This window comes from Pseudomonas sp. SMN11 (assembly GCF_052041945.1).
Classification (GTDB): domain Bacteria; phylum Pseudomonadota; class Gammaproteobacteria; order Pseudomonadales; family Pseudomonadaceae; genus Aquipseudomonas.
Map to the genome: position 1 here is coordinate 31567 of NZ_JBKGGW010000045.1, position 16616 is coordinate 48182.

Annotated in this window: 14 protein-coding genes; 8 read left to right on the forward strand and 6 right to left on the reverse strand. The window is 61.4% G+C overall.

Annotated elements, in window-relative coordinates; translation table 11 throughout:
* Window positions 1–87: 87 nt before the first annotated feature.
* A complete protein-coding gene (locus ACLEJU_RS25905; protein WP_435425061.1) occupies window positions 88–1692 on the forward strand; it encodes a response regulator in 1605 nt (534 codons plus the stop codon).
* Window positions 1693–1698: 6 nt separating this feature from the next.
* Here the strand turns inward: ACLEJU_RS25905 and ACLEJU_RS25910 are convergent, their stop codons facing one another.
* On the reverse strand, window positions 1699–3810 hold the full coding sequence (locus ACLEJU_RS25910; protein WP_435425072.1) for a PAS domain-containing protein: 2112 nt from the start codon (window positions 3808–3810) through the stop codon (window positions 1699–1701).
* Between the two features lie 193 nt (window positions 3811–4003).
* Between ACLEJU_RS25910 and ACLEJU_RS25915 the strand changes: the two genes are divergently transcribed.
* Both ACLEJU_RS25915 and ACLEJU_RS25920 read left to right on the forward strand, forming a co-directional pair.
* The gene (locus tag ACLEJU_RS25915; protein WP_435425062.1) at window positions 4004–4690 is read left to right on the forward strand and encodes a type 1 glutamine amidotransferase domain-containing protein; all 687 of its coding nucleotides are present in this window, start codon (window positions 4004–4006) and stop codon (window positions 4688–4690) included.
* A gap of 130 nt (window positions 4691–4820) precedes the next feature.
* Entirely contained in the window at window positions 4821–5630 is an 810-nt protein-coding gene (locus ACLEJU_RS25920) for a CSS-motif domain-containing protein (RefSeq protein WP_435425063.1), read from the forward strand.
* A gap of 16 nt (window positions 5631–5646) precedes the next feature.
* Here ACLEJU_RS25920 and hppD read toward each other — a convergent pair whose 3' ends face one another.
* Window positions 5647–6723, reverse strand: a complete 1077-nt coding sequence (hppD, locus tag ACLEJU_RS25925) for a 4-hydroxyphenylpyruvate dioxygenase (protein ID WP_079227918.1) — start codon at window positions 6721–6723, stop codon at window positions 5647–5649.
* Between the two features lie 302 nt (window positions 6724–7025).
* Between hppD and ACLEJU_RS25930 the strand changes: the two genes are divergently transcribed.
* Window positions 7026–8612 (forward strand): EAL domain-containing protein, encoded by a 1587-nt coding sequence (locus tag ACLEJU_RS25930; RefSeq protein ID WP_435425064.1) that lies wholly within the window; start codon window positions 7026–7028, stop codon window positions 8610–8612.
* A 32-nt stretch (window positions 8613–8644) separates the two neighbouring features.
* Window positions 8645–9532: an EamA family transporter RarD gene (gene rarD / locus ACLEJU_RS25935; protein WP_400719678.1), complete on the forward strand. Its 888-nt coding sequence runs from the start codon at window positions 8645–8647 to the stop codon at window positions 9530–9532.
* Here the strand turns inward: rarD and ACLEJU_RS25940 are convergent.
* Window positions 9495–11066: a TerC family protein gene (locus ACLEJU_RS25940; protein WP_435425065.1), complete on the reverse strand. Its 1572-nt coding sequence runs from the start codon at window positions 11064–11066 to the stop codon at window positions 9495–9497. The two genes, rarD and ACLEJU_RS25940, sit on opposite strands and share 38 nt — an antisense overlap.
* Before the next feature lie 260 nt (window positions 11067–11326).
* Between ACLEJU_RS25940 and ACLEJU_RS25945 the strand changes: the two genes are divergently transcribed.
* Window positions 11327–11908, forward strand: a complete 582-nt coding sequence (locus tag ACLEJU_RS25945) for a LysE family translocator (protein WP_435425066.1) — start codon at window positions 11327–11329, stop codon at window positions 11906–11908.
* Here the strand turns inward: ACLEJU_RS25945 and ACLEJU_RS25950 are convergent.
* Window positions 11901–12686, reverse strand: coding sequence for an AraC family transcriptional regulator (locus ACLEJU_RS25950; RefSeq protein ID WP_435425067.1), 786 nt, complete (start codon window positions 12684–12686; stop codon window positions 11901–11903). The genes ACLEJU_RS25945 and ACLEJU_RS25950 overlap by 8 nt on opposite strands.
* Window positions 12687–12696: 10 nt before the next feature.
* Window positions 12697–13239: a helix-turn-helix domain-containing protein gene (locus tag ACLEJU_RS25955; RefSeq protein ID WP_435425068.1), complete on the reverse strand. Its 543-nt coding sequence runs from the start codon at window positions 13237–13239 to the stop codon at window positions 12697–12699.
* Window positions 13240–13391: 152 nt separating this feature from the next.
* On the opposite strand from ACLEJU_RS25955, the gene ACLEJU_RS25960 reads away from it, so the two are divergent.
* Complete coding sequence (locus tag ACLEJU_RS25960; protein ID WP_435425069.1) at window positions 13392–14174, forward strand: aldolase; 783 nt, start codon at window positions 13392–13394, stop codon at window positions 14172–14174.
* A 33-nt stretch (window positions 14175–14207) separates the two neighbouring features.
* The gene (locus ACLEJU_RS25965; protein ID WP_435425070.1) at window positions 14208–15095 is read left to right on the forward strand and encodes a dihydrodipicolinate synthase family protein; all 888 of its coding nucleotides are present in this window, start codon (window positions 14208–14210) and stop codon (window positions 15093–15095) included.
* A 58-nt stretch (window positions 15096–15153) separates the two neighbouring features.
* On the opposite strand, the gene ACLEJU_RS25970 is transcribed toward ACLEJU_RS25965, so the two are convergent.
* Complete coding sequence (locus ACLEJU_RS25970) at window positions 15154–16572, reverse strand: short-chain fatty acid transporter (protein WP_435425071.1); 1419 nt, start codon at window positions 16570–16572, stop codon at window positions 15154–15156.
* Between the last annotated feature and the right edge of the window lie 44 nt (window positions 16573–16616).

Consider the following 16616-nt stretch of genomic DNA (forward strand, 5'->3'; position numbering starts at 1 on the left):
TTGAACCCTGGGCGAATCCCTGTGGTCCAGTGGGTATCGGACCATAGAAGGCGGCAAGGACCTTGTCGACCGTTCAGGAGAATCGCTTTGGCCAGTTCGTTGTCGATGGACGAACGTGCTGTGATCCTGGCCCCGGACCAACTTGCCCACAATGCTTCGAAGTTGTTGGCGGCAGCCGGTGTCGACTGTTTGCGCGCGCAAGATATCGCCAGGCTGCAGGCCTGCCTGATCGAAGGTGCAGCTTTGGCAATCATCGCCGAGCAGGCCCTTGACGTCGAAGCAGCCGACCTGTTGAAAAGCTACATCGATCAACAGCCGGCCTGGTCGGACCTGCCCATACTGCTGTTGACTCGCACGCCTGCGGCCAGCCCTTGCAACGCCAATCTTGCTTTGGGCAATCTGACCCTGCTTGCCCTACCGTTCGAGGATGGGAGCTTGCTGCATCTGACCCAGACAGCGTTGCGCAACCGGCGCCGCCAGTACGTGGCGCGCGACCATATGCTCGACCTGCAACAGCGCTTGGATGCACGTAGCGAGGAACAACACGTCATCGACCACGCCTTGCAACAAACCCGCAAGATGGAAGCGATCGGCCAGCTGGCCGGCGGTGTGGCGCATGACTTCAATAACCTGCTGACCAGCATAGGCGGCAGTTTCGAGCTGATTGACCGGCGCCTGAAGCACGGGCGCACTGACGGCCTTCATGGGATTCTGCGCATGGGCCAGGAGGCCGCGTCACGGGCTGCGATGCTCACCCATCGCCTGCTGGCGTTTTCGTCCAGGCAGTCGCTGCACAGTCAGCGCGTCGACCTGCTTGCGCTCCTGCAACCGCAGCGCCTTGAAGCAGTCATTGGCCAAGGGGTAAACCTGCAACTGGACCTGCCCGCGGACCTCTGGGCTGTGCAGGCGGACGACCAGCAATTGCTAGAGGCGGTGAAAAACCTGCTTATCAACGCCTGCGAGGCCATGCCTAACGGGGGCTTGTTGCGTATAGAAGCCAGCAACCAGAAGGTAGGCACGCAACAGCTCGCCGGTATTTGGCTGGATACCGGTGAATATGCCTGTCTGCGCATCATCGATGAAGGCCAAGGCATGTCACAGAGCACCCTGGAGCATGCCTTCGAGCCTTTCTTCAGTACCAAGCCGGTGGGCCAGGGAATTGGCCTTGGCCTATCGATGGTCTACGGCTTCAGCAAGCAATCCCACGGCCATGTGGCGCTGTTCAGCGAGGTCGGCCACGGCACCCGGGTGGACCTTTACCTGCCTCGCCACCTCGATGCGCAACAACTCCAGGCAAGAAAAGCACGCCCATCGTTTGCCGGTAAAAGCCGGAATGTACTGGTGGTCGAGGATGATCCCCATGTCCGTGACCTGCTCTGCCAGTCGTTGCAAGACGAGGGTTACCCCTGCCGCAGTGTCAGCAACGCCAGCGAAGCCTTGCTGTTGCTGCGTTCAGCGCAGGTGATCGACCTGCTGATCAGTGACGTTGGCCTGCCGGGCATGAATGGCCGGCAACTGGCCGAGATCGCCCGCACGCTCCGCCCGCAACTGCCGGTGCTGTTCATCACCGGCTACGCCGAAACAGCGATGGCGCGCGAAGGGTTTCTCGCGCCGGGCATGCAGCTGATCTGCAAGCCGTTCGAGCTCAAGCAGTTGCAGGCCCAGGTTGCCGACATGTTGGGCAGTCCCTGAGCCCACTCAATCGCCCAGCATCAGCAGGGCCTGGTTCATCAGGCTGGCCAAGGCGAAAGGCTTCAGCATCAACGCCGTGCCTGGGGTCTCGGACAGCTGCGGGTCCAGCGGTTGGTCGTTGAACCCGGTAATGAACAGAATCTTCTGATCCGGCTTGAACATTCGCATCGCCCTGGCGACCTGCCGCCCACTGAAACCACCCGGCAGGCCGATGTCGGTGATCACCAGGTCGAAAGGGCCGTGGTAACGGAAGCGCTCGAGAGCCGAGTTCGCATCCCTTGTATCGCACACGTCGAAACCACGCTCCTGCAGGTACTCCTTCATCACCAAACGCAGGTTTTCCTCGTCATCGACCAGCAGCACGCGTTGACCACTTGCCCGATTGACAGCAGGTACCGGCTGCGGGGGAGCTTGCGCTATGTGTTCAAGGCAACGCGGGAACAACATACAGACCTTGAGACCGTGATCAGGTGCTGACTCGAGCCAGGCGTGGCCACCCGACTGGCCGACGAAGCCATACACCATCGGCAGCCCCATCCCGGCGCCATGCCCCATGGGCTTGGTGGTGAAGAAAGGTTCAAACGCCCGGGCCATGTCCACTTCGGGCATACCATGGCCATCGTCCGTGACGTACACGGCGACATAGTCACCCGGCGCCAAGCCTCGCTCATCGGGGAACGGTGCCTCCAGGCGCTTGTTGACTGTGCGCACTGTCACCACGCCACGCTCTAGGCTGGCCTCACGTGCGTTGGCAAACAGGTTCACCAAGGCATTCTCCAGCTGTGCAACATCCAGGCAGATGGTCCAGGGTTCAACGTCAAGTTCCCAGTCCACCCGCATTTCAGCCCCCAGCACCTGGCGCAATAGCGGTTCCATGGAGGTCAGCTGACGATTGATGTCCAGTGGTTTGGGTGACAGCGGCTGATGGCGGGAGAATGCCAGGAGGCGGTGAGTGAGCGTCATGGCGCGCTGCACTGAGTCAGTGGCTAGCGTCACATAACGTTCGATGTGCTCCAGGCGCCCTTGGTCCATACGCCGCTGCAAGAGCTCCAGGCTGCCGCCAATACCCGACAGCAGGTTGTTCATCTCGTGGGCCATGCCTCCTGCCATATGGCTAACCGATTCCAGGCGCTGGGTTGCCCATAAATGGCTATTGGACTGTCGCAAGGCATCTTCATGATCCTGAGAAATGTCTCGCCCTACGGCCGTCAGCAGCGTGCCATCGAAACTCGCCGTCCAGCGGAAAAAGCGGTAGTGCCCGTCCTTGTGACGCAAGCGTGTTTCCAGCTGCTCGCGCCCACGGTCGCTAACGAACTCCATGACCGCAATCTCCAATTCGGCCCTGTCGGCAGGGTGGACCAGCTCCAGAATCGGTTTACCGCTTACCTCTTCTTCAGTCCAGCCCAGGATGCGCAACCAGGTCGGATTGACCGCTTGCAGCCGGAGGTCGCGGGTCACGACGATCATGGCATCACGAGAAAGCTGCCAGATGTGATCACGATCGGCCATGATGCGCTCGATCTCCCGCTCGAACGCGAGCGCCTGCTCGCGCCACTCATCATGTGCATCGACGCTGGCGTTGGTTTCGATCACCGTGTGCAGGAATCCCACCACCTCATGCTGTTCATCGCGTAACGGTGTGTAGCTGAAGGCGTAGCGGGCTTGGCTACCCGTATGCTTGTTCGTTAGCCTTAGCGGCTGGTCTTCGACGAGGTTCGAGCCACCTTCAAGCACTTTGAACACCCAGGGGGCAATGTCTTTCCAGGACTTTGCCCACAGTCTGTCGAATGCTTGCCCCAAGGCGTGGCCGTCACATTCAAGCAACTTCGCGTAGGCATCGTTGTGAATCACGGTCATCTGGGCGCCCCAGACCACCGCGCAGGGAAACGGGGAAAGCACCATCATGTCGACAGCGATGCGCAAAGGCGCCTGCCAATGCGGGAGCGGCCCGAGCGCGCTGTGACGCCAGTCGAACCGCGTGACCTGCTCAACCATACCCACTGCCGTTGACGACCGAGTGGCGAGTTCCATGCCTTGCGCCGAAGGTTTGCGCGGTGTGCCTTTTACGAACACTGTCTTGATTCCACCATTGCTTGGGTGAAGACTCGGATTGCGCATCATCTGCCCGACGCTTTGCCGCTGCAATAGGTGCATGGTGGATCGCTTCACATTAGACGCACCGCGCAGGCATCGAGCAATAGCATAGAGCCATTAGCGAAATGGCGCCTTGGCAAACGGGAGCTATGCTCAATAGGTTTTCCCCGCGCCAAGGAACGCTTTGCCCTTCAACGACAGACCAGGGAGCGTGGTGATGAGCAAGAAGATTCTGGTAGTACTGACCAACACGGCCAAATACCCGACCCTGAACCGGGCCACCGGCCTGTGGCTGGGGGAAGCTGTGCATTTCGTCGAGGCCGTGCAGAAAGCCGGCTATGAAGTCGATTACGTGAGCCCGAATGGCGGCTATGTACCTATCGACCCACACAGCTTGCAGATGGCCCCGGAGCTGGACTGGCAATGGTACGACGACAAGTCGTTCATGAACCGTCTGGGCGCATCCTCAAGCCCAGGCAAGGTCAAGGCAAGTGATTACTGCGCCATATACTACACAGGTGGGCACGGCGTGATGTACGACTTCCCGGACAACCCGTCGCTGCAGGAACTGGCACGCAAGATCTACGAAAACAACGGCATTGTTGCCGCTGTCTGTCACGGCGTGGTTGGCCTGTTGAATATCAAGCTCAGCGACAACAGCCTGCTGCTCAAGGACCGGCAGGTTACCGGCTTTTCCAATACCGAAGAAAAACTGGTGGAGCTGGACAAGGTGGTGCCTTTTCTTACCGAAAACGAACTGGTTGCCCGGGGCGGCATTTACAGCAAGGACGAAGACCCGTGGAAGCCATTTGTGCAATGCGACCGCCGCTTGATCACAGGGCAGAACCCCGCCTCGACAGGCCTGCTGGCGGAGAAGGTCATTGCTGAACTCAAGCCGAAATAGGTCCTACAACTTAGCAGGGTACTTCGCAAAAGATGCATGGCTTTGGATTACAGCAGGCGCAGTAATTGATTCATAGGCTCTCCACTGGGCTGCCCACCTCGGTCAGCTCGGTAAAGGGGGCTGAACACTCATGTCAAGAACTAAGTTTGCAGGGCAAAGTTTTCTACAACTCTTGCTGACATTGGCAATCAGTTTGCTACCGGTCGGCAGCGGGCTGATGATCATTTTTTATCAGCAAGACAAGAAGCATGAAGAGATCGCACGCATCTCTGTCAAAGAAGCTATCTATTCAGTGGACCTGGCCCTGGATCGAATACACGCTTCGGCGTCCGCTGCCATGAGGTTGGCAGGGGCTCCCTGCGAGAGTGCCCAGGCGCAATTGCTCGATCAGGTTTCCGAAGCACCACACCTGCGCTCACTGGCATTGACCGTTGACGGGCGTACTTATTGCAACACCTTGAAAACGCCTTTCACACCGGATCAGATGGTCCCAGATCAACGATTGCAATTTCGTCTGATGCTGGACCCGCCTGCAATGCCCAATGCCGTTCTGCTTACCTATCAGCTTCAAGAAAAGAATCTGGGGGTCATTGCCACCTCCTATGGCATGTTGCTGCGCAATGAACTTCGTGCCTTTCAAACGGGGCTGACCCTGTTACTCGAATTCGCAGATGTATACATCTGGGCCGACGGCGACAGTCGCGACCCCGCTCGTCCATCGCAAAAGGAGTTTTTCACAGAGGGTATCTCAGCCAAGTATGGCTATACCGTCAAGGCGGGTTATGCAGAAGGCTTTTCGGCACGAGAAACGCGCCAGACGATAAAACAACTTTTCCCGTCGCTGGCGCTGGTCGGAATATTTACTGGCTCGATCACTTACTGGGGTTTGTTCAGGCAACGTAACCAGCGTGTTCGCAGCGCCGCCAGCAAGGAAAACTGACGGCGCTGCGCTTCACTCATTCGGCATTGAGCACGCCACGGCGGACCTGATCACGCTCGATGGACTCGAACAGCGCCTTGAAGTTGCCTTCACCGAAGCCGTCATCCCCTTTACGCTGGATGAATTCGAAGAAGACCGGGCCGAGCAGCGTTTCCGAGAATATCTGCAGCAGCAGACGCTTGTCGCCCGGCTCGGAAGCGCCATCCAACAGGATGCCGCGGGCCTGCAACTGGTCGACCGGCTCGCCATGGCCTGGCAGGCGTTCTTCGAGCATTTCGTAATAGGTCTGCGGCGGTGCGGTCATGAAGCGCATGCCAAAGCCTTTGAGTGCATCCCAGGTCTTGAGCAGGTCGTCGGTGAGGAAGGCCACATGCTGGATGCCCTCGCCGTTGAATTGCATCAGGAACTCTTCGATCTGCCCGGCGCCCTTGGACGACTCTTCATTGAGCGGAATGCGGATCATGCCGTCAGGTGCGGTCATGGCCTTGGAGGTCAGGCCGGTATACTCGCCCTTGATGTCGAAGTAGCGAATCTCGCGGAAGTTGAACAGCTTCTCGTAGAAACCCGCCCAGTAAGCCATGCGCCCGCGATAGACGTTGTGGGTCAGGTGATCGATGATCTTCAAGCCTGCGCCTTGCGGGTTACGATCGACGCCTTCGATGAAATTGAAGTCGATGTCGTAGATCGAGCTGCCTTCTTCGAAACGGTCGATCAGGTAGAGCGGTGCCCCACCGATACCCTTGATGGCTGGCAGGCGCAGCTCCATCGGGCCGGTTTCGATCTCGACTGGCTGGGCGCCCAGTTCCAGGGCCCGGGCATAAGCTTCGTGGGCATTGCGCACGCGGAACGCCATGCCGCACACCGACGGGCCATGTTCAGCCGCGAAGTAGGAGGCGATGCTCTTCGGTTCGTTGTTGAGGATCAGGTTGATGCCGCCCTGGCGATACAGGTGCACGTCCTTGGAGCGGTGGGTGGCCACCTTGGTGAAACCGAGTATCTGGAATACCGGTTCCAGCACGCCCGGCGTCGGCGAGGCCAGTTCGATGAATTCGAAGCCCATCAGGCCCATTGGATTGTCAAAGATGTCAGCCATGTTCGTACCCTCATCTGCAGCGAAAATTAATGAATGCGTAGGATGTGGAACGGCAATGGTGGAGAGCACGGGATACCGCGCACGCTACGGGCGAGGAAGTCACCAATGATCAGCTTGAACCCATGGTATGTCATATGGACCCATTCTCGGCGGGGGTTGATCCCTCGGCAACGAAGGACCTTATTGTTGTATTCGTAAATCGATTCTACATTGCGTAAATGGCTTTGTCGCGCATTAGTTCGCCACCGGCGCCGACAAACGGCTATCCTCAGCACGTCAGTCATCAGGAAGATCACCCCAGCATGCCCCTCTCGGTCAAACGCCCCGCTCGCTGGAGCTGGCGCACGCTCCTGCCCTGGATCGTCGGCGTAGTGCCGCTTGCCTGCGGCCTGGCGGTGATGAACTGGCAGATCGAGCGCGAACTGCGCGCCGCCAGCCAGGCGACTGCGCGCCAAGTGGTCGAGCATGTCGATCATATTCTAGACAACCTCGCCAATGCCGCGCAGGTGCTGCTGCCGCTGGCTGGCAGCCCCTGCGCCGACGCTCAGCTGACGTTGCGCAGCCAGGTCACGCGCAATGCCTTCGTCCGTTCGACCAACCTGGTCCAGCAGCACAACCTGTATTGCAGTTCGCTGTTCGGCGACTTCGACGAGCCCGTGGACGCCCATGACTACACCGATGGCCGGCTGTGGCTGATGAATGGCAACTCGGTAACGCCTGGCCATGCCCTGCTGGTGTACCGGGCCAGCGATGGCGATCGCGGTGCGATCACTACCGTGGATGGCGATCACCTGCTCACCGCATTACGCCTGATAGGCCCGGAGGAAGCGCTGCAGATCCGCGTCGGCAACGCCTGGATGGGCAAGGACGGCGCGGTGCATGACGGTGTCCCACCGGCCGCCGCCGCCGCCGATGTGACCCTGGGCTCGACCCGCTACCCGTTCAGCGTGCATGGTGGCTACGAGGCCGGCAAGCAAGGCGAGCTGGTGCGAAGCCACTACCCTGCCCTGCTCAGCCTGCTGCTAGTCCTCGGCGTGGTGGCCGGCGGCGCCTGCCGCTGGCAGATTCGCCGGGCCAGCTCGCCGCGGGCCGAATTGCAGCGGGCCCTGGAGGCAGACGAGTTCCTGCCGTATTTCCAGCCGGTGGTGCGCAAGGGTGACTACCGCTGGGCAGGGGCTGAAGTGCTGATGCGCTGGAACCATCCCAGAGAAGGCCTGGTACGCCCGGACCTATTCATCCCCTACGCCGAACACAGTGGCCAGATCGTCGCCATGACCCGGGCCCTGATGCTGCACACCGCGCAGAACCTGGCACCCTACACCGCGCTATTGGAAGACGGCTTCCACATCGGGATCAACATTACAGCCGACCACTGCCGCGACCTGAGCCTGCTCGACGACTGCCAGACCTTCCTCCAGCATTTCCCCCCTGGGCGGGTACGGCTGACCCTGGAATTGACCGAGCGCAAGCTGATAGAAGCCACCCCGGTAGCCCTCGATCTGTTCGCCAAGCTGCATGACATGGGGGTGATGATCGCCCTGGATGATTTTGGTACCGGCCAATCCAGCCTCAACTACCTGCGCCAGTTCAAGGTCGATTACCTGAAGATCGACCAGAGCTTCGTGGCCATGATCGGTGGCGACGCCTTGTCCCAGCACATTCTCGACAGCATCATCGAGCTGTCGGCCAAGCTGGGCTTGGGTATCGTTGCCGAAGGGGTGGAAACCGAGGTCCAGCGTGATTACCTGGCGCGAAGCGGGGTGGACTTTCAGCAAGGTTATCTGTTTGGCCGGCCGATGCCTGCAAGCGACTTCCTCAAGGCACTCGCCGCACAACCCGGCGTCGCGCGGTTGCCGCAGGGCGCGCCCCCTGAGATCATGCGCGGCTGATCCACCTGCTCACTCCCCTATCCGAGGCATTCGTGTCAAAAGGCATTATTTCGTCGGTCATGGCGTCCTGTCTGTTCGCTGTGATGTATTTCTATACCTCCTTGCTGTCGCCACTCGATGGCGAAGAGATCTTTGGCTGGCGCACCTTGCTCACCCTGCCCTGCCTCACCCTGTTCATGCTGGTCAGCAAGGACTGGAAACGCGTCGGCGAATTGCTCGCCCGCGTGCGCCAGACGCCGATCCTGCTGCTGGGCATGGTCGGTACGTCGTGGTTGATGGGGGTGCAGCTGTGGCTGTTCCTCTGGGCGCCGCTGCACGGGCGCAGCCTGGAAGTGTCGATGGGCTATTTCCTGCTGCCGCTGGCCATGGTACTGACCGGGCGCCTGGTGTATGGCGAGCGCCTGTCACGCCTGCAGAAAGTGGCGGTCAGCTGCGCCGCGCTGGGCGTCGGGCACGAGCTTTACCAGAATGGCAGCTTCGCCTGGGAAACCTTGCTGGTGACGATCGGCTACCCGATCTACTTCGTGTTGCGGCGACGCTGCCGCACCGATCACCTCGGTGGCCTGTGGTGCGACATGTGCCTGTTGTTGCCTTGGGCTGTTTATTTCGTCACCCAGGGGCCGTTGTCGACGGCCGACTTGCATCAGCACCCGGGCCTCTACGGGCTGATCCCGCTGCTGGGGGCGATCAGCGCCTGTGCACTGATCGCCTACGTACTGGCCAGCCGCCTGTTGCCTTTCAGCCTGTTCGGCCTGCTCAGCTACGTCGAGCCGGTGTTGCTGGTGGGGGTCGCCCTGCTGCTGGGCGAAACCATCGGCCCGGATCAGTGGCTGACCTACCTGCCGATCTGGGCCGCAGTGCTGGTGCTGGTGCTCGAAGGCTTCAAGCACCTGTTGCGTCAGCGTCGGCGCTCGGTGTAAGGCGCACCTGGCGCACCCGGCGCTCCTCCACCGCCACCACGGTCATGCGCCAGCCGTTCCAGTCCAGCTGGTCACCCACCACCGGCAGGCGGTCCAGCAAGCTCATCACCAGGCCCGCCAGGGTCTGGTAGTCCTCGGTGGCGCGGGCGCTGAAGCCTGTACGCGCCTGGACCTGGCTCAGGTTCAGGGCACCATTGACGACAAAACTGCCACCTGCCTCGATGATCGCCGGGCCTCCAACCTCGCTGGCATCCGGCAGCTCACCGGCGATCGACTCGAGGATGTCGGTCATGGTCAGCAAACCGGTGAAATCACCGAACTCGTTGATCACGAAGGCAATGTGCGTCGACTGGCTGCGCATCTGCTCCAGGGCGTTGAGGATGCTGAAGCTTTCCAGCAGGTTCAACGGTGCCCGAACCATACGCTCAAGGTCCGGCTGGCTGCCGGTCAGGAGTTCCTTGAGCAACTCCTTCTTGTGCACGAAGCCCAACGGTTCCTCGATATGGCCGTTGCGAATCAGCGGTAGGCGCGAGTATGGCGAGTTGGCCAGCGCTTCGGTGATGGCGTGCGCGGGTTGCGCCAGGTCGATCACGTCGACTTCGGCTCGCGCGGTCATCACCGTGCGAATCGGCCGCTCGGCCAGGTTCAGCACGCCACTGATCATCACCCGCTCGCGGCGGTCGAACAGGACCTGCTCTTCGCCACCTTCAACCAGGTCGGCGATTTCTTCGCCCACCTCGTCAGCCTCGACCCGGCGGCCACCCAGCAGGCGCAGCACGGCATGCGCGGTACGTTCACGCAACGGCCGGTGCTGCTGCAGGCTGCGCTTGCGGCGGGCACGGGCCAGCTGGTTGAACAGCTCGATCAGGATCGAGAAGCCGATGGCCGCGTACAGGTAGCCTTTCGGGATATGGAAGCCAAGGCCTTCGGCGGTCAGGCTGAAACCGATCATCATCAGGAAGCCCAGGCACAGCATGATCACCGTCGGGTGGGCGTTGACGAAGCGGGTCAGCGGCTTGCTGGCGACGATCATGATGCCGATCGAGAAGATCACCGCGATCATCATCACCGACAATTCTTCGACCATGCCTACGGCCGTGATCACGGCGTCCAGCGAGAACACCGCGTCAAGCACGACAATCTGCGCCACGATTGGCCAGAACAAGGCATGACGCACGGCGCCCGTCGCCTGGGTGACATGCCCTTCCAGGCGCTCGTGCAACTCCATGGTGGCCTTGAACAGCAGGAACACACCACCGAACAGCATGATCAGGTCACGGCCGGAGAAGCTCTTGCCAAACACCTCGAATAGCGGCGCGGTCAGGGTGACCATCCACGAGATACTGGCCAGCAAGCCCAGGCGCATGATCAGCGCCAGGCTCAGGCCGATGACCCGCGCGCGGTCGCGCTGATGCGGCGGCAGCTTGTCGGCGAGAATGGCGATGAACACCAGGTTGTCGATACCGAGCACCAGCTCGAGGACGATAAGCGTCAATAGGCCCAGCCAGGCCGTGGGATCGGCTAGCCATTCCATTAGCGGGTACTCACGAAGGAAGCGTCACGAGGACGAAGGGGGGATGGCCGGGAAGGCCGGGGACTGGGGGGCTCCGCGAAGGTGCTCATATAGACCTTGATTGAAAATAGGGAAGACGATCCTACAAGCACAGCAGGTTTTTCTGATAGCGCGAAACTATTACAAAAGCTGTAGCCGCGTCGCAGGGGACTATTCTTCAATACCCAAGCCGGGTAAAGCCGCAGGATGGCGGCATCGTCCAACACACGGAGTTACGGAACATGAGCCTGTCCCTTTCCATGGCCGCATTCGCCCTCGCCGCTTCGATCTCTCCCGGGCCGGTCAATGTCGTCGCCCTCGGCAGCGGTGCCCGTCATGGCCTGCGGGCGAGCCTGTGGCATGTGACGGGGGCGACGCTGGGCTTCTGCCTGCTGCTGGTGCTGGTTGGCCTGGGCTTGCACGAACTGCTGTTGCGCTGGCCGTTGCTGGGTGTGGCGCTGCATTGGGGAGGCGTGGCGTTTCTGCTGTACATGGCCTGGAAGCTGGCCAGCGACGATGGCCAGCTGGGAGGCTCTGATCAGCAGCGTGCACCTTCGGCCTGGCAGGGCGCGGCGATGCAATGGCTGAACCCCAAGGCCTGGATGGCGGCGGTGGCGGGTGTGGGTGCCTATACCGGAGGCGAACAGCAACTGCTTTGGTTGTTCACCTGGATTTACGGGCCGATCTGTTTCGTTTCGGTGGCCTGTTGGGCCTGGGCCGGGAGTGTGATCCGTCAGTATCTGCGCAAGCCGCGTTACTTGCAATTGCTCAATCGGGCGCTGGCCGTATTACTGGTGGGAAGTGCGATCTTTCTGATTATTTGAGGCCACCGGTGCGGTAATGCCCAGGCGTCGCCGCCAGGTGCTGCTTGAACGCCCGCTGAAGGTGCGCCTGATCGGCGAACCCCGCCTCCTGCGCCACCTCGGCAATTGCCCTTCCCTTGCGCAGCAGCGCCCGTGCCTGCTGCACCCTTTGATCCAGCAGGTAACCGTGTGGCGTCAGGCCGAAGCGCTGGCGGAAGGCTCGGATCAGATAAGAGCGTGACAGGCCACAGGCCGCGCAGACATCCTCAAGGCTCAGCGGGTCTGTGCGATGGGCCCGGATGAATGCCGCTGCCGCGTCAAGTTGCGGATGGTCCACTCGCAACTGATCTGCCAATGGCTGTAAATAGCCTGGGAGATCGCCGAAAAAACCCGCAAGGCGATTCTCACGGTCGTCCAACTCGTTGTCGAACAGGTCGGCAAACAGCTGCAGCAAGCGGCTGTACAAAGCCGGCGAAGTACTAACTGTCTGTGCTGGCAATTCGAAGCCCCGAGTCTGCAGCCACGGTAGGTCGACAAACAGCATCAGGTACGACCAGTGCTGGCCGGCGATCGGGTTGCAGGTGTGCACCACTCCTGGGTTCATCAACACCGTGGTACCGGCCATTACCTCGACCTGACTGGCACCGCTCAGGTAGGTACTGCAACCACTGGTGATCACGCCGATGGAAAAACTCTCATGGGAATGGGCGGCATAACAGACCTTGCGCCCATCCCCCACGCGCCGGGCTTCGACGAAGGGCAATGCCGGGTCCCGCCAGAACCGCGACACTTCGATCATCGCCCTGCCCTCATTCGCTGCTGTGCTGCACGACGACCAGCAGCTGCGCCGGCTGCTCGCCGACCGAGCGCAGGCGGTGCGGTGCCTGGGCATTGAAGTGCAGCGCATCGCCCTGCTCCAGCAACACCCGTTCATTCATGAAATCGACCTCCACCTGGCCTGCGTGGACGAACAGAAACTCCTCCCCCTCATGCTCCTTGAAGGTCGGGTCGCTGAACTCGGTCGGCGGCTGGATCAGGAACGGCAACAAGCTGTGTTGCCCGAACTGGCGGGTCAACGCCGCATAGCCCGGCCCATGGCCATCGCCCACCAGCGCCTGGCGTTCGCCCTGGCGTACCAGGCTGTAGCGGCTCTGCCCGGCCTGCTCCTCGGCGAACAGCTCTTCGACATTGACGTTCAATGCCCGTGCCAGCCTGAGCGCCGCAGCGATCGACGGCGTGTTCAGGCCACGCTCCACTTTGGACAGGTAGCTCTTGGTCATGCCGGATTTTTCGGCCAGCGTCTCAAGCGTGACCCCAAGTTTTTTTCTCAATAATTTCAATCGGTTAGGCATGCGACGCGCTTTTCCCGGAACCACAGGCTTGTCCATGACACTTTGTGTCATATAGGATTATTTGTGTCACGAACTGACCCGTTCCTCGACCGACCAAAGCTTTGGAACAGGCCAGCGCTGACATCGCTCATCACGCCACAGAGGAAACCCCCATGGCCAAGACCCTGACACACAGCAAGGACCAACTGGTCCAGCAGGCGCTGACGCAGATGCAAGGCTCGCTTGCCGATAATACGTGGACTGTGCGAGAAAAGCTGGCCCTGACCTGCCGAATTCTGTTCGAGCATGGCCACGACTCCGGTCTGGCCGGGCAGATCAGTGCCCGCGGCCCGCAACCTGGCACCTTCTACACCCAGCAGCTGGGACTGGGTTTCGATGAAATCAGCGCCAGCAACCTGCTGCTGGTCAACGAGGACCTCGAAGTGCTCGAAGGCCAGGGCATGCCCAACCCGGCCAATCGCTTCCACAGCTGGGTGTACCGCGCCCGCCCGGACGTGAACTGCATCATCCACACCCACCCGACCCACGTCGCCGCGCTGTCGATGCTGGAAGTCCCGCTGCAGATTTCGCACATGGACCTGTGCCCGCTCTACGACGACTGCGCCTTCCTCGAAGCCTGGCCTGGCGTGCCGGTGGGCAACGAGGAAGGCGAAATCATCAGCACCGCGCTGGGGGACAAGCGCGCCATCCTGCTCTCGCACCATGGCCAGCTGTCCACCGGCACCAGCATCGAGCAGGCCTGTGTGTATGCCCAGCTGATCGAACGCGCCGCACGCCTGCAACTGCTGGCGATGTCAGCCGGTACCCTCAAGCCCATCGCCCCGGCACTGGGCCGCGAAGCCCACGACTGGATCGACCGGCCCAAGCGCCATGCCGCTGCCTTCAACTACTTTGCCCGGCAGTGCCTGCGCACCCACACCGACTGCCTGAACTGATCCCTGAATGCCTTGCTTGCGGAGCCTTTTAAAATGACCACTGAAATCCACGGCATCATCGGCTACACCATCACCCCCTTCAGCGCTAGCGGCGAACAGCTCGACCTGCCTGCGCTGGGCCAGTCCATCGAACGCCTGATCGACGGCGGCGTACAGGCCATCGCGCCACTGGGAAGCACCGGCGAAGGTGCATACCTCAGCGACAGCGAATGGCAGCAGGTGGCCGAGTACAGCCTCGCCCAGATCGGCAAACGGGTGCCCAGCATCGTCAGCGTGTCCGACCTGACCACCGCCGGCGCCGTGCGCCGCGCCCGCTTTGCCCAGGCCCAGGGCGCCGACGCGGTGATGGTACTGCCGGCCGCCTACTGGAAGCTCAGCGAAGCCGAGATCCTCCAGCACTACCGGGCGATTGGTGAGGCCATCGATATCCCGATCATGCTCTACAACAACCCGGCCACCAGCGGCACCGACATGTCGGTGGAGCTGATCCTGCGCATCGTCCGCGCGGTGGCCAACGTGACCATGGTCAAGGAGAGCACTGGCGACATCCAGCGCATGCACAAGCTGCAGTTGCTGGGTGAAGGCCAGGTGCCGTTCTACAACGGCTGCAATCCACTGGCGCTGGAGGCCTTCGTGGCTGGCGCCAAAGGTTGGTGCACGGCAGCGCCTAACCTGATTCCAGCACTTAACCAAAGCTTGTATCAGGCCGTGCTGAATGGAGAGCTGGCGCAGGCCAGGGCGCTGTTCTACCGGCAGCTGCCGCTGTTGGACTTCATTCTCAAAGGCGGGTTGCCGGCGACCATCAAGGCGGGGTTGGCAATGACCGGATTGCCGGTGGGTGAGCCACGCAAGCCAGTCTTCGGGCTGGACGAGCCGGGTCGAGCGGCGTTGGCGGCATTGTTGGCAAAGCTGGCTGACTGAAAACCTGAACCGGCTTGTTCGCGGGCACGCCCACGAAGAAGCCGGTTTACCCACTATTTCAAGGCATCACTGGCGGCACGTACTGCAAGGTTGTCCCCAGTGCCCACAGCAGCACCAATACCAACGGCACATGCACCAGCAACTGCACGAACGAGAAGCCGATCAGATCACGCGCCTTGAGCCCCAGCACGCCCAGCAACGGCAGCATGTAGAACGGGTTGATCAGGTTCGGTAGCGCCTCGGCGGCATTGTAGATCTGCACCGCCCAGCCCAGGTGGTACTTCAGGTCGTTGGCCACCAGCATCACGTACGGTGCTTCGATGATCCACTTGCCACCGCCCGACGGGATGAAGAAGCCCAGCACTGCCGAGTACACCCCCATCAACAGCGCGTAGGTATCGTGGGTGGCGATCTGGGTGAAGAACAGCGAGATGTGATGGGCCAGGGTCTGCTCGTCCACACCTTTGACCTGGGTGAGGATCGCAGCAATCGAGCCATACAGCGGGAACTGGATCAGCACTCCGGTGGTGGTCGGCACGGCGCGCGCCACGGCATCGAGGAAGCTGCGCGGGCGCCAGTGGAGCAAGGCCCCGAGCATGATGAACAGCAGGTTGTAGGTGTTCAGCCCGGAAATCGCGGTGATCGCCGGTTTGGTGGCGAACTCCTGGTACAGCCAGCCGCCGGCCAGGGCCACCAGCATCAGGATCAGGATTGGGCTGTGCTCCAGCCATTCGCCCGGGCGGGTACGCTTGGCTGCCGGCGGTGCAGTGAAGCTTGGGTCGACGCCACAGTCTTCGGCGCTGCGCGCACTGTTCGGGCCGGGGGCCGTGGCGTAGGCGATCACCAGCGAGACAATCACCAGGGCCGCCAGCATCACGCCGGACTGCCAGAGGAAAATGGTCTCGGTGAACGGGATCACGCCGGTGATCGACAGGATCGATGGCGGCAGGCTGGCCGGGTTGGCCTGCAACTGCGCGGCCGAGGACGACAGGCCCAGCGCCCAGACAGCCCCCAGCCCCAGGTAGGCGGCGGCACCGGCAGCGCGGTAGTCCATCTTCAGTTCGGTACGACGAGCCAGGGCCCGCACCAGCAGGCCGCCGAACACCAGCGACAGGCCCCAGTTGAGCAGCGAGGCCAGCATCGAGATCAGCGCGACCCAGCACACTGCCGAGCGGCCATTTTTCGGGATGCGCGCCAGACGGTCGATCAGGCGGGCGGCGGGTGGCGAGCTGGCCACCACGTAGCCGCCGATAACCACGAAGGCCATCTGCATGGTGAACGGGATCAGGCTCCAGAAGCCATCGCCGAAGGCCTTGGCGGTGTCGGTCGGCTTGGCGCCCATGGCCAGGGCGCCAGTGCACACCAGTAGCACGGCCAGAGCGGCGAATACCCAGGAGTCGGGGAACCAGCGTTCAGCCCAGTTGGAACAGCGCAGGGCAAAGCGGGCGGAGCGGCTGTCTTGGATTTCAGCGGCCACGGTTACTTCCTTTTATTGGTCTTATCGGATTTTTCTGCAAGAAC